12 protein-coding genes and 1 pseudogene are annotated in these 12982 nt (G+C 41.5%); 4 read left to right on the top strand and 9 right to left on the bottom strand.

The window, feature by feature from the left end; all coding sequences use genetic code 11:
• The first annotated feature begins 387 nt into the window (after nucleotides 1-387).
• The 3 genes and pseudogenes from NOS7524_RS30930 to NOS7524_RS09560 all read left to right on the top strand — a co-directional run bounded on the left by NOS7524_RS30930 (nucleotide 388) and on the right by NOS7524_RS09560 (nucleotide 3020).
• Nucleotides 388-1348, top strand: a pseudogene (locus NOS7524_RS30930) (IS110 family transposase).
• A gap of 271 nt (nucleotides 1349-1619) precedes the next feature.
• Entirely contained in the window at nucleotides 1620-2276 is a 657-nt protein-coding gene (gene tsaB / locus NOS7524_RS09565; RefSeq protein ID WP_015138278.1) for a tRNA (adenosine(37)-N6)-threonylcarbamoyltransferase complex dimerization subunit type 1 TsaB, read from the top strand.
• A gap of 36 nt (nucleotides 2277-2312) precedes the next feature.
• Complete coding sequence (locus NOS7524_RS09560; RefSeq protein ID WP_015138277.1) at nucleotides 2313-3020, top strand: Uma2 family endonuclease; 708 nt, start codon at nucleotides 2313-2315, stop codon at nucleotides 3018-3020.
• Between the two features lie 266 nt (nucleotides 3021-3286).
• On the opposite strand, the gene NOS7524_RS09555 is transcribed toward NOS7524_RS09560, so the two are convergent.
• Nucleotides 3287-4570 carry an aspartate aminotransferase family protein gene (locus tag NOS7524_RS09555; protein ID WP_015138276.1) on the bottom strand — a complete coding sequence of 428 codons (1284 nt, stop codon included), beginning with the start codon at nucleotides 4568-4570 and terminating at the stop codon, nucleotides 3287-3289.
• A 148-nt stretch (nucleotides 4571-4718) separates the two neighbouring features.
• Here NOS7524_RS09555 and NOS7524_RS09550 point away from each other — a divergent pair, with 148 nt between their 5' ends.
• A complete protein-coding gene (locus NOS7524_RS09550) occupies nucleotides 4719-5783 on the top strand; it encodes a potassium channel family protein (RefSeq protein WP_041555262.1) in 1065 nt (354 codons plus the stop codon).
• Nucleotides 5784-6013: 230 nt separating this feature from the next.
• Here NOS7524_RS09550 and NOS7524_RS09545 read toward each other — a convergent pair whose 3' ends face one another.
• The 8 genes from NOS7524_RS09545 to NOS7524_RS29920 form a co-directional block, all read right to left on the bottom strand.
• Nucleotides 6014-7069 carry an L-histidine N(alpha)-methyltransferase gene (locus NOS7524_RS09545; protein WP_015138274.1) on the bottom strand — a complete coding sequence of 352 codons (1056 nt, stop codon included), beginning with the start codon at nucleotides 7067-7069 and terminating at the stop codon, nucleotides 6014-6016.
• A 139-nt stretch (nucleotides 7070-7208) separates the two neighbouring features.
• Nucleotides 7209-8204, bottom strand: coding sequence for a heme-dependent oxidative N-demethylase family protein (locus NOS7524_RS09540; RefSeq protein WP_015138273.1), 996 nt, complete (start codon nucleotides 8202-8204; stop codon nucleotides 7209-7211).
• 220 nt (nucleotides 8205-8424) lie between these two features.
• Nucleotides 8425-9006: a methylmalonic aciduria and homocystinuria type D protein gene (locus tag NOS7524_RS09535; protein WP_015138272.1), complete on the bottom strand. Its 582-nt coding sequence runs from the start codon at nucleotides 9004-9006 to the stop codon at nucleotides 8425-8427.
• 252 nt (nucleotides 9007-9258) lie between these two features.
• A complete protein-coding gene (locus NOS7524_RS09530) occupies nucleotides 9259-9465 on the bottom strand; it encodes a hypothetical protein (RefSeq protein WP_015138271.1) in 207 nt (68 codons plus the stop codon).
• Nucleotides 9466-9543: 78 nt separating this feature from the next.
• Entirely contained in the window at nucleotides 9544-10191 is a 648-nt protein-coding gene (locus NOS7524_RS09525; protein ID WP_015138270.1) for a MotA/TolQ/ExbB proton channel family protein, read from the bottom strand.
• Between the two features lie 673 nt (nucleotides 10192-10864).
• Nucleotides 10865-11422 (bottom strand): hypothetical protein, encoded by a 558-nt coding sequence (locus NOS7524_RS09515; RefSeq protein WP_015138269.1) that lies wholly within the window; start codon nucleotides 11420-11422, stop codon nucleotides 10865-10867.
• A gap of 14 nt (nucleotides 11423-11436) precedes the next feature.
• On the bottom strand, nucleotides 11437-12786 hold the full coding sequence (locus NOS7524_RS09510) for a cytochrome P450 (protein ID WP_015138268.1): 1350 nt from the start codon (nucleotides 12784-12786) through the stop codon (nucleotides 11437-11439).
• Complete coding sequence (locus tag NOS7524_RS29920) at nucleotides 12770-12970, bottom strand: hypothetical protein (RefSeq protein ID WP_068969772.1); 201 nt, start codon at nucleotides 12968-12970, stop codon at nucleotides 12770-12772. Before NOS7524_RS29920 ends, NOS7524_RS09510 begins: the two co-directional genes overlap by 17 nt.
• Between the last annotated feature and the right edge of the window lie 12 nt (nucleotides 12971-12982).

The following is a 12982-nucleotide window of genomic DNA, read 5'->3' as shown; positions in this document are numbered from 1 at the left end:
TGGGCTTTACCTATCAAAAACTAGATATGGTGGACAAAGCCCACCATAAGTTAAGTTCCTATAGTTTTCTGTAAGGGACTTGCAGATAAAAAAATATTCAAAATGTAGGGTGCGTCAGTATGAATAATTTCTTGGTACAGCTAAGTTTTCTCGCACTGACGCACCCTTGTATATTAAGAGAAGTAGTAGACCGTCGCACCCTTGGTCACAGTAGACCGCTTCGTAGCAAGGGTCACTACAATAATCTCTTTGACAGAACTCGAACAGTCGCCAGGGACAAAACTTTAAGTATAGAAAATTAAAGTATACAGTCCGTATCGGGCAAGGATGAGTGAAATCAAGGGGATGAAAATCTACCAAGATTCAGGTTATCTGTGAGGGTGAAATATGGAAAATACTGCTCAGTGGGTAGGCATTGATGTTAGTAAAGCCACTTTGGATATTTATATTCGTCCAATGGGCAAAGCCATGAAAGTGGCAAATACAGAAAGCGAAATATCAACGCTTGTAGAGCAACTCAAATCCTATAATTTAAACCTGATTGTACTAGAAGCAACTGGAGGATTAGAAACAGAATTAATTATTCAATTACAAGCTCAAGAGTTACCAGTAGCACTAATTAATCCACGCCAAGGAAGAGACGCAAGCTAAAGCTACAGGCAGACTGGCGAAAACTGATGCCATTGATGCACAAATTCTGGCACATTTTGGCGAAGCTATGAAACCAAAAGTGTTAGCCATTGAATCGGAAGGAGCGCGTCAGTTAAGTGAATTAATCAGTCGGAGAAGACAATTAGTCGAAATGCAGACTGCGGAAAAAAACCGCCGCACCCGTGCTCGTGGTAAAGCACTAGCCGATATTGAAGCACATCTTGATTACCTGGATAAACGTCTCGAACAAATTAACTCTGAGATTGAACAATTAACTCAAAACAATTCTCAATTCATTGCCAAAGTTAATTTACTCAAAACTACTCCCGGCATCGGTCAAGTTATTTCCACGACTCTGGTTTGTGACTTACCTGAACTCGGTCAATTAACCGCTAAACAAATTTCTCGTTTAGTCGGTGTTGCACCGATGAATCATGATAGCGGCCAATACAAAGGCAAACGAATGATTCAGGGTGGTCGTGGTCATGTTCGTGCTTCTCTGTATATGGGTGCTGTGGTTGCTATTCGTCACAATCCCATTATTAAGGCTTTTTACACTCGACTTGTTGAGCGCGGTAAATCCAAGAAATTGGCTCTGACTGCTTGCGTTCATAAAATGTTAGTCATTTTAAATGCTATGGTCAGAGACAATTTACCTTGGCGTGTTACTAATGAATCTGCAACTTTGTCTCTATAATTGAGAGCCTCTTTTTATACCTGGATTTTCACGCCTGCTTGTCGTGCTTTGACTTCTCTATTTACCGAGCGCAGCATGACTGGCTCACTTTGATCTGCTATTTTTTCCTCTTAATCCTTTTTTCTTTACTTCCTCTGCTTCATTATTTTTGCTCCCGATCGCTTGACTTTTAAGACAGTCGCTACTAACTACAGGTGTGATGGTGAAAGTGTCAATATGTGGTTCAATAAATTAATTATGTCAACTTAAATACTCAAGATTTTCATTTACCTTGGCGACACAATTAGAACATATCACACCAAATAAATACGCTTTATCACTGCATACTACAACCCCGGAATTGGGTTTGGCAATGAGTAACTTTGCAGGTGATACTCGGTCTAATGTTTGGAATTTAGGGCGTGATTTATCCAGCTATATCCACCAATATTTAATTGAATTTATCCAGCCACAAACTTGGGCAGACTTGGCTTTTATTGCTGTTGCCAAAGGGCCTGGAGGTTTTACTGGCACTAGGATTGGTGTGGTTTTGGCACGGACTTTAGGACAGCAGTTAAACATTCCTGTATTTGGGATTTCTACATTAGCCGCAGTCGCTTGGTTAGCAACAGATGCAGGAGAACAGAAAAAGACTATTGCTGTGGAAATGCCAGCGCAACGAGGACAGGTGTTTGGGGCTATTTATCAACCTGCTCCTAATAATACCGAATTAATCACTTTATTACCTGATACTGTATTTACGCCAGAAGCATGGCAGCAGACTTTAGCTAACCAGAAAACTGATTATCATCTAGTGGAAGCTAAATCTGGGTTAGCTGCAACGGTGACAAGTATCTTAGAACTAGCTTATCTGGAATGGCAATTAGGCAAGCGTCCCCATTGGTCAGAGGCTTTACCTTATTATGGGCAGCATCCAGTAGAAATTTAAAATGAGATTAATCGTTAAATTGCTGGGGTTCAGACTATGATGACACGTCCTAGTGCAATTATTACTCCTATCTCAACTCTGCCACCTTTGGAAAATGGTGACAAACTCACCCGCCCTGAATTTGAGCGGCGTTATCATGCTATGCCCGAAGTGAAAAAAGCGGAACTGATTGAAGGAATTGTGTATATGGCATCTCCGTTAAGAGTTACAGGTCACGGTGAACCCCATGCTGATATTATTCTTTGGTTGGGGCTGTACAAAGTGGCTACACCTGGTGTGAGACTGGCTGATAATTCCACTGTCCGCCTAGATGCAGATAATGAACCTCAACCAGATGCTTGCTTGAGAATTGCCAATGGAGGACAAACTCGTGTCAGCGAGGATGATTATATTGAAGGTGCGCCAGAGTTAATTGTGGAAGTTGCAGCTAGTAGTGTTTCTCTCGATTTGCACGACAAGTTAAAAGTATACCGTCGCAATCAGGTGCAGGAATATTTGGTGTGGCGAGTTTATGACGGTGAATTTGATTGGTTTAAGTTACATCAAGGCGAATATATTCAGCTTCAGCCTAATGCTGATGGTGTGATTTGTTCTCAAATATTCCCAGGTTTATGGTTGGAAAAATCGGCTTTGTTGGCAGGAAATTTAGCTAAAGTATTAGAAGTTTTGCAGCAAGGTTTAGCAAGTGCAGAACATCAGAGTTTTGTCGAAAATCTTTCTAGTAAAATAGCAGGGGACAGGTGACAGGGGACAGGGGACAGGTGGCAGGTGACAGGTGACAGGTGACAGATGACAGGTGACAGGTGACAGGTGACAGACTCCAAAGCCTCTTATTGTAACGATTTTATGATTACTTTATGTCCTAATCTATATGATGACTGCTATAGATCGGCGATAATTTATGATGTAGGGTGCGTCAGTGGGAGAAAACCTAGCTGTACCAAGAAATTATTCATCCTGACGCACCCTACTAACCGTCAATTGGGAATAATTTATTTTTTGGTGTTCCCTTACGCCGTCACAGTGGCTAAGGCTTTCTCTACAGCTTGTAAAGCTAGATTTACCTCTGTCTCTGTGACAATCAACGGTGGTACAAACCGGACGACTTTTGGCCCGGCTGGTACAAGCAATAAGCCCTCATTCATGGCAGCTTTGACAATATCAGCAGCATTTAGCTGGATGTCTGCTTGTAACTCCATACCGTTAATTAAACCCCAACCACGCACTTCAGTTATATGATGGGGATACTTAGCTGCGATCGCCTGTAATCCAGCTCGTAACTGTTCGCCTCTATCTTGCACATTCTGCAAAATATTCTCTTTTTCCAAAGTTTGGCAAACACTCAACGCCACGCCACACACAAAGGGATTACCCCCAAAGGTACTAGCGTGTTCCCCTGGTTGGAAAACATCACATAACTTTTTACTCATCATCGCCCCAATGGGGATACCACCACCCAATCCTTTGGCAGAGGTGAAAATATCTGGTTCTACACCTAGATGTTCATAACCCCAAAGTTTACCACTGCGTCCCATACCAACTTGCACTTCGTCAAACATCAACAAAATGCCGATATCGTCGCAGATTTGCCGCACTTTTTGGAAATATTCTACATCTCCGGGACGGACTCCACCTTCTCCCTGCAATGGTTCTAACAGAATAGCCGCAACCCGGTAATCTCCTTCGTCTAACTCGGTGACAGCTGTTTCCACTGCACCGATATCGTTGTATGGTACATAGTGGAATCCGGGGACTAGGGGATCAAAGTATTTTTGATACTTTGGTTGTCCGGTGGCGGTAATTGTCGCCAAAGTCCGCCCGTGGAAACTGGCGTTGGCTGTTAAGATAATTGGGTTGTCAATGTCTAGAACTGTATGGGCATATTTTCTGGCTAGTTTGATGGCAGCTTCATTGGCTTCCGCGCCAGAGTTACAGAAAAATACGCGATCGGCACAAGAATGTTGAATAATCCAATTAGCTAATTCCCCTTGTTCGGGAATGTAGTACAAATTAGAAACATGGTGTAGCTTTTGGATTTGGCGTGTCACCGCCTCTACCATTGCTGGGTGAGCGTGTCCTAGTGTGCAAGTGGCAATTCCAGCTACAAAGTCTAGGTATTCTTTACCCTGAGTGTCCCAAACTCGGCATCCAGCACCCCGTTCTAAGGCGATGGGAAACCGAGCGTAGGTAGACATGACAGCTGCGTCAAAGCTATCTGCACTAAAGGGGGTAGATGCAACAGCACCTGACTCTGGGGGATTCGTGGCTTGCTCAAATAGAGTTTGTAGGCTCACTACCTCTCCTCCTAAAAATGTTTAATCGTATACTTACTATCTAGTTTCCTAGAAATTCTTCAAAATAACTTGGGATTTACGACATCTAATTTTCGCTTGGGTCTAACATTATATATTCTTAAACCTGTGGCAGTGGTGAAAAATAACTTTGTATTCAACTCTTGAGCAAAAATACCAACGCATTCAAAAAGAGTTAATGGCTGGAGCGATCGCTCTGGGCGGTGTACTATTAATTGGTACTTTGTGGTATCGCTTTGTCGAAGGTTGGTCATGGGAAGATGCCGCTTACATGACTGTGATTACCTTAGCCACTGTAGGATATGGTGAGACTAACCCCCTCGGTAGCCGAGGTAGGTTGTTTACCATTGCCCTAATTGTGTTGGGTGTAGTCAATATCGGTTACATTGTCAACAGATTTACCGAAGCCATCATTCAAGGCTACTTTCAACAAGGCATTCGGCTACGGCAACAGAGGCGGTTAATGGAATCACTATCACAACACTATATCATCTGTGGATTTAGTCGCACTGGTCGCCAAATTGCTAAGGAATTTCGGGCAGAAGGTGTGCCGTTTGTGGTGATTGATTCTGTGGTGGAATCTGTGGAAAGGGCGCAAGCTGAGGGTTATATGGCATTTCAAGGTGATGCTACTTTGGATGACACATTACTGCAAGTGGGTATTGAGCGGGCAATTTGTTTAGTGGCTGCTCTCCCCTCCGATGCCGAAAATTTATATACTGTTTTATCAGCGAAAACTTTAAATCCCCGTATTCGCGCGATCGCACGGGCAAGTACAGAAGAAGCGTTACAAAAGCTACAGCGTGGCGGAGCAGATGCCGTAATTTCACCCTATATTACTGGTGGTAAGCGCATGGCAGCAGCCGCTCTCAGACCGCAAGTTTTAGACTTTGTAGATGGGATTCTCACCGGTGCTGATCGTCAGTTATATATGGAAGAATTTTTACTAGATCCAGCCTTTTGTCCCTTTGTGGGGCAGACTTTGCAAAGAGCTAAATTGCGATCGCAATCTGGGGCGTTAGTTCTAGCCATTCGTCGCCTTGATGGTACTCTCATCGGTGGCCCTACTGGTGATACTGTGTTAAATCCAGGCGATACCCTCATTTGTATGGGTACGGCTGAACAACTCCGCAGCCTCAATCAAATTCTCGGCCCGATTAATTCTCAGAATTTGCGTAAACCTAAACATAGTTAAAGACTGATCATTAAGCTGACTTTTCACGGTATCTAGAAAACCCCTCTCCAAACCTCTCCCCTGCAAGGAGAGAGGCTTTGATTGCTCCCCCTTCCCTGGTAGGGAAGGGGGCTGGGGGGTTAGGTTTGGCGTTGACTTTTCCACATGACGTGAAAAGTCAGATCATTAAGGCAGCAGAGGGGCAGGGGAGCAGAGGAGCAGGGGAGCAGGGGAGATTTTACTCCAATGCCCTATATTCTTTGGCAAATAACCATAATATGTGATTGGTATTTATTAGTAGTATGGTGGACAAGTTTTAGTCCTGCTTGTTCTAGTTCTTGCATAAGCTCAGGTATGTGATGCTTATGATGTCGCCAAATTGTGATCTCTTCACCTTCAGAGAGGGCAAAATTCTTATCTATCTCTTGACAAGTAAAATTAAACGTATAATCCTGAAGAAGTTTTATATTAGCCACTACACTATCTGTGGTTGAATCATACTTTCTTACCAGTTCACAATCTCCATATTTTATTCCTAGATTGTTTGTCACCCATTGATATATATTGCCAGCATGATAATCACAACCACCTCTAACTTTTCCATCCCATGCTGAGTTTGAGCCAATTTCATTAGTAAACACTAAAAAATCATTCTTGCCCATGCTATCGTGCAGATTTTTGAATACTTTGGCTCTATCTCGATGATTACCAATTGTCACTCCTAAGTGTAAAAATATATTAGCTGTATTAATATTTTCACTATCAGGTTGATTAAATATCAAATCTTGAGGAATACAATTATTTTCTATATCAATTGCTTGACTGATAAACTCAATTGATGGAAACCAACTTTGGAAATTCCTTCTGGAGACCTTTAATAATTCCTCACTCACATCCAAGGCAACATACTTGTTAATTCTATTTAATTTCTTCAATCTCGAAACAAATTCCTTCACAGGATAAGAATTTCCTGCACCTACATCAATAATATTGAGTTTCTGACATTTTTGATAATTACCATTAAGATAGGCAAAATTATTCTTTAATAAATCAATTTCTACATTTGAGGCTCGATACCATCTAGGAATAATATATTTTAGATAAAAATTATCCCAAATTTTTGCGCCTCTCCCTTTGTAAGAATACTTTAAAGGAATTTCTCGTCTGACTTCTAAGGCATGAATTATTTCTAAAACTTCTGCTTCAGAAAAAAGAGCGTAAAACTCAGAACTTGGCTTGGCTGTGCGAGTGATAGAAGTAGAAATATTTGCAGAAAGTTGTGAACTGCTAGGAAAATCTTGAGCCATTGTTCTGGTTTTGTGCGGAAAAATTACATCAAAATTAAGTATACAGATTCACAACCTACAGCAACACCTTTTAGCTGTCACCTGTCACCTGTCACCTGTCACCTATAACCTGTCACCTGTCACCTAACTCCTACCTCCTTCAAACTTCATCCAGCCATTGCAAAATACTGATTTTGCTCTCTGCCAAACCTTTATACACCAATGAATCTGGTGTCATAGACTCAAGAGCAGCATACAACTTAGACTGTAAAACTGAATCTTGTTTAATTAAAGTACAGTCACGAAAGTAAGTCCGAATAGTAAATAGAGCCGTTTCATACTCTGGTAAACCCCAAATGACTTGGCGTTCAATTCTCAGGTAGAGTCTAGGATGTTGCGGATCAAATTTTCTGCCTTGCCAATCACTGACTGATACCCCAGGTGGTGCTTCGGGATGATGGTTGAGGCGGGTGTCGGTACTCAATCCCCAAGCAAAGCGTACCATCGGTTCTCGCACAATCATTGTATTGACGATCGCATCGGCTCGACGATTGATTTTTTCCATCCCAGCTACGGGCGCATGGATGACAGCAAAGTCTTTACCAATTTTTTCTTCAGCTGCCCAATGGTTAGGAAAGCACAAATGCACTGCACTTAGCCAGTTACTACCATCAGCACGGCGACAAATTACGGTTAAGTCTTCTTGTACCTGTGCTGCTAAAGCATCCAGGGTTGAGGCGTAAGTTGGAATAACGGTGCTATTAACTTGTTGTAATTGCCAGTCTGCATCTAAATAAAGAGTTTCTTGTGTCAGGCGACTATAAAATTGTAGAGTATTGGCTATCTTTTGACAGTCAAAGTATTGCGGGTGTTCTTGGGTGAGACGATGAATAATTAAACGAGCGATCGCACCTGCCACAGCCTGAGAATAATTACAAGTTTGGTAATATTTACTCAACCGCTCTGCACGGGCGAAAAGTTTAGCTTGACGATAGTTGGTAAAATTATCATCAATTTGAAATACCTGCTGATCAGCCTGAGTGTTACCCAAGTCATAACCAAAAGGTATCATCCCTGGCTTCACTTCATATCTGCCATTCATCAGGGGAAAATAAATAGCAGCATGATGAGACTGTTCGACTGTCTGAACTTCCATGTTTAAAAATACAGTCTGGGTTGCCGATGAGGGTAATCCCACAATATAGCAATTCCCATTCTAGTCAGGTACAGTCAGAATTAAACGCAGATGGACGCAGATGGACGCAGATAAATTTGTACCTGATGATCTTTCTTCACTGTCACCTGTCACCTGTCACCTATCACCTGTCACCTGTCACCTATCACCTGTAATAAATCAAAGCTGACTACCAGAGTAACTATTGACTGTTAACTAATTCCTCCTGTTCAACTTCTTGCCAACCGTGCATCAATGCCATGCTTTTGATTGCTAATTCCAAAATTATGGGTGGTGCGGTGGAGATAAAAATACTGGGATAAACGGCTGTACCCCAGGTAGGATGCACTAACACACAGCATTTATTTTTCAATATGGGGTAGTTCAATAAAGCTTTGACAACGGCTGTGTCGTTGTGGGGTATTTGTCCAGGACGAGAAAACAGGGGATAACCAGTACGGGGATCTATGAGGTCGGCTAAATAACCGCGATCGCGTAAACTAAATACTAGATCGCAGCCAAACCTCATAAACTTTTCCCGCAAGTTTTGTTTTTCTTGCTCGATTTCTGGGGTACTTTTGACTAAGGGATAGTGCGATCGCTGTAAAACAATCACCACCCAAAATAAAGGTTGCTGTTGCCAATCTGGTAATATCCGTTCGCGGTTGGCACAGATATATTGACTGGGAGCATGAATATAAATTTGTACTTCTTGTCCCATTTTCCCAACCAAATTAATGGGACGAGTTTGTTCGGCAGCATAAACTCTGGGATAGTTCACCACATTGATTAAGATTCTGCAACTCTTTAATTTATTCTTTAGAATCGATAATAACTCTTATTACTATCAAAAAAACATCAAATTTTTAGGAAAAAGCAGACCTTTATAAATTTGTTGTCAGCGAAGTGTGAAGTTTTAATCAGATTTTTATCATTTATTAACCTGAACTGATATTTCTAACCTCAAAAGACAAACTTCCACACCATCAGAACCTATCCCCACCTGCCCATCCACCAAATATTTGAGATTACCAAACTAATTTAGTTTTAAAGCATTAACGGGTACTTCATCCCAGGTATCGACTGTGCGTAACCGTGCTATCCAACCTGATGCCTTTTGGATCTCAGTCAAATTCTGCTGAAAAGACTCATGGCAATCCTTAGCTTGAGATTCATCACAACAAGCAATACAAGCATGAATCATACCGGATGGATCAATTTGCTCATTTACCCAGATAGTCATAGATATCCTCTAAAAAATAATTTATTCTCCTAGAATCTTAATAGAAATAGAAACTAGAGAGCAAATATTATCTTAATTTTAAGATTTATCTTTTCTTTCTCTTTCATAACGCCGACGGTAGAGTAATTCTAACTGTCCGCCATACTCTTGAATCCTGGCAATCTGACGTTGATATAGTCCCCGGAAGGTATTGGCAAAGAAAAGTGTAAATATCGCCACCACTAATCCTGATGCCGTAGATACTAAAGCCTCACTAATTCCAGAGGTAACACCAACTGTTTTTGTACCTCCCACATCACCAATATTCAGAGAGGCAAAGGCAACAATTAATCCTAAAACAGTCCCCAAAAGCCCCAAAAGGGGTGCTAAACCTATAATTGTGTCAAAAATATTTTGAAAGCGTTTGAGTAGGGGAATTTCAGCTTGTGCTTCACTTTCTAGAGCCAGACGAAATTCCTCTGGTGTTGGCTCATCTAATTCTAAGGCAGCTAGAAAAACCCGCGCCAGGGGCAAATCTATATTTTGCTGCAATGTATTTATAGCACCAACTACATTATCTAGACGATAAAGTTTGAGGACTTCTTGTATCACTCGGTTTTGCTTACCAGTGACTTTTACCCAAAAGATTAATCTTTCGATAATTAGTGCCACTGCCAATAATGAAAATCCCAGCAGAGGCCACATAACTATGCCACCAGATGTAAAAAAATTATTAATAGTTGCCATCTAAATCAACTCATCAGTGCAAACTCAAATTATACCGAGAGTTGCAGTCAAAGTTAGTAACTTGGGCTGGGAGTGGGGAACATAATTCAGTTTCGTTACGAATACAATTGATTTCGTTACCACACAATTCAGTTTCGTTACGAATACAATTGATTTCGTTACCACACAATTCAGTTTCGTTACGAATGCAATTGATTTCGTTACCACACAATTCAGTTTCGTTACGAATGCAATTGATTTCGTTACCACACAATTCAGTTTCGTTACGAATGGGAAATTTTTCAGTATTAATACTAAGAGGTTGTTTGAAAAGTGCTTGGCTGTGATTTTAGAGACTTATTGATCCCTACCCCCCTTAAAAAGCTATGCGTTACCCACATCTTTCTTTACAATCTTAAAACCCTTGCTCTATAAGCATCTTAAGGACTGAAACTTTAAGCATACTTGACAAATCATCATTTATTCTTCTCGCTAAAACAGTGTTTTTATTGAGAATGAAAAACGAACGAATCAGGGTTCTAGAGACGTGAGTTAATACTCTCGAAATGTTAAGAAAGATGTTTATAATGGATAGCTTAAAAAGGGGGGAAATTGAATCAAAGTCCCCCTTTTTAAGGGTTAGGGGGGATCGGAATGTACTTAAAGTCACAGCCGAACATTTTTCAAACATCCTCTAAAAGCTACTGACAATTACTAAACACTCATTTTCTACCTTGGTTAGCATATCGTTGAAGGCGGGAGTATAACGCCCATCTGCATCAACAATTTTACGTAGGGTATAATCTCCAATCCCTGGAATCACACCCAGCCAAATGTTTTTGCGTTGCCAAATATCTCCTTTATGAGAGTTTTCATCTCGGCGCATGGTGGCATTGATTAACCATTGGGGAATTTCTATCCCTAACGCCAAGGGTGTAATTTGTGCTTGCTGTAAACTGGCATCTGCAAACTGAATTTTGTACTGAAACTCAGTCAATTGGATAGCACGCAGCAATATCCAACCTAACAGGGAATTATGGAAAGTCCATTGCAATGGAGCAAACAAAGGTATCACCAAGGTGTGATTTTGAGTGTCCCATTCTAAGTTGTACATGGTGATGCAATCATCTGGTAGGGGATTGCCATCCATGAAAAATACACCCTGGAGGACTTTGGGTAAGTTAGTTTGTTTGAGGGGAGTCATCCAGGTAGCAATATTATCGAGTTGCTTTTTCTCGATAGATTGAGTCATGTTTTGTGGATTACTTAGATTTTTTGAGCAAAGCCTTGTAACACTAAATTATTCGGGGTGACAGCCGTCACTTTTTCAAAATCCCATTTAACTTCTGTAATTGAGTTCCATTGATAGTTCTTCAACAGATAAAGACAGAACGTCTTAATAATGCCAATTGATAAGGATCTACCTGGACACATCCTCTCATGTCCTTGACTATTCCAAGATAAGATATCTGAAAAATCTCGTGTCACATCAAAATTATCTGGATTTTGATATCTTCTCTCGTCGCGATTGGCTGTGAAGATAGAACCCAGCAACCGAGTACCTTTTTGGAAGGGACATTTTTGTTCACCTATCTCTACTTCACCAGACTGAGTAGCTAATTGACTAACAAATCTGACAGGTGGATAGAGACGAGCTGTTTCTAAGATGACTTTATGGGTGAGTGTTAACTGTTCTAAAGTTTGCCCGGTTGGTGGTTGTTTGCCATCCCAAACAGCATTAATTTCGGTGATGACATCATTTCTTAACGCTTCATTCTGGCAGAGAACACCAATTACAGATCCTAACAGCGCACTTGTACCGGCAGTGCCGGCAATATGAATCATATCGAATAGGCTGTTAACAATTTGGTGTGTGTTCAACTGATACTGAGAGCCTGTTTTTAGGTAAGCTGCCCATTGAGGAGACTGTTGATATCGCTCAATTAAACGCTGGCGATGTTTAATGCTGGGTGCTGTTCTAAACGCCAGTAAATATTTAGTGATGAAATTCGGTAAGGATGCGATCGCTAAACTTTTGATATAAGCGTTGGAAGCGGTAATTTCTGCTTCAGATAACGCCATTTGGAAAACGAGTTGGTGCAGAATCTCCAGTAGCATTCGTGGCAAATCCTCGCCAATCTGTACTTGTCCCTGTTGAGCCGCTTTTGACAAGCATTGATTAACTAAACCCCCTAAAACATCAGCCTTTTGAGTCGGATCTGGTAAGGCTTGCAAGAACACAGCCCGCACCCCGGTGTGTTCATTACCGTTCATGCCTAAACTCAAAGGATTGTTGAGCAGATAGCTAGGGGCTAATATTCTGATGATGCCTAAATCATTGCCCCGCACTTGCGGCTCAACTTGCATCAGTTCTTTAACTTGGCTGTGAGAAGTGTGAATGATTGCCTGATCTACTGCAAAAAATTTGTCACCAATATGTTTTTTACGGATGTAGAGAAAGTCTTTCCATGCGTTGAGCATGATGAAAGCATCCATGTAATAGATAGGTAAGCGCAGAAGTTTACCAATGGTAGTGTCATAACCAACTTTAGCTAGACGAGAGGCAAGCTTGATCTGGCGATCGTGGTTTTTCAGGACTTTATCTTTTAGTTCCATAGGATTGGGGATTGGGGATTGGGGACTGGGGATTGGGGACTGGGGATTGGGGACTGGGGACTGGGGACTGGGGACTGGGGATTGGGGACTGGGGACTGGGGACTGGGGACTGGGGACTGGGGATTGGGGATTGGGGACTAGGAATAATAACTCTCTTCTGCTCCCCTGCTCCTCTGCTCCCCATCTCCCTTATCTC

The sequence above is a fragment of the Nostoc sp. PCC 7524 genome (assembly GCF_000316645.1).
Classification (GTDB): Bacteria; Cyanobacteriota; Cyanobacteriia; order Cyanobacteriales; family Nostocaceae; genus Trichormus.
This window is presented reverse-complemented; position numbering and strand designations above follow the sequence as displayed.

Excerpts from the sequence above, each read along its gene's own strand:
- NOS7524_RS09510 (WP_015138268.1), bottom strand. The coding sequence starts at position 12,786 with ATGGAACTAAAAGATAAAGTCCTGAAAAACCACGATCGCCAGATCAAG.
- NOS7524_RS09540 (WP_015138273.1), bottom strand. The coding sequence starts at position 8,204 with ATGGAAGTTCAGACAGTCGAACAGTCTCATCATGCTGCTATTTATTTT.
- NOS7524_RS09530 (WP_015138271.1), bottom strand. The coding sequence starts at position 9,465 with ATGACTATCTGGGTAAATGAGCAAATTGATCCATCCGGTATGATTCAT.
- NOS7524_RS09560 (WP_015138277.1), top strand. The coding sequence starts at position 2,313 with ATGATGACACGTCCTAGTGCAATTATTACTCCTATCTCAACTCTGCCA.
- NOS7524_RS09515 (WP_015138269.1), bottom strand. The coding sequence starts at position 11,422 with ATGACTCAATCTATCGAGAAAAAGCAACTCGATAATATTGCTACCTGG.
- NOS7524_RS09525 (WP_015138270.1), bottom strand. The coding sequence starts at position 10,191 with ATGGCAACTATTAATAATTTTTTTACATCTGGTGGCATAGTTATGTGG.
- NOS7524_RS09545 (WP_015138274.1), bottom strand. The coding sequence starts at position 7,069 with ATGGCTCAAGATTTTCCTAGCAGTTCACAACTTTCTGCAAATATTTCT.
- NOS7524_RS29920 (WP_068969772.1), bottom strand. The coding sequence starts at position 12,970 with ATGGGGAGCAGAGGAGCAGGGGAGCAGAAGAGAGTTATTATTCCTAGT.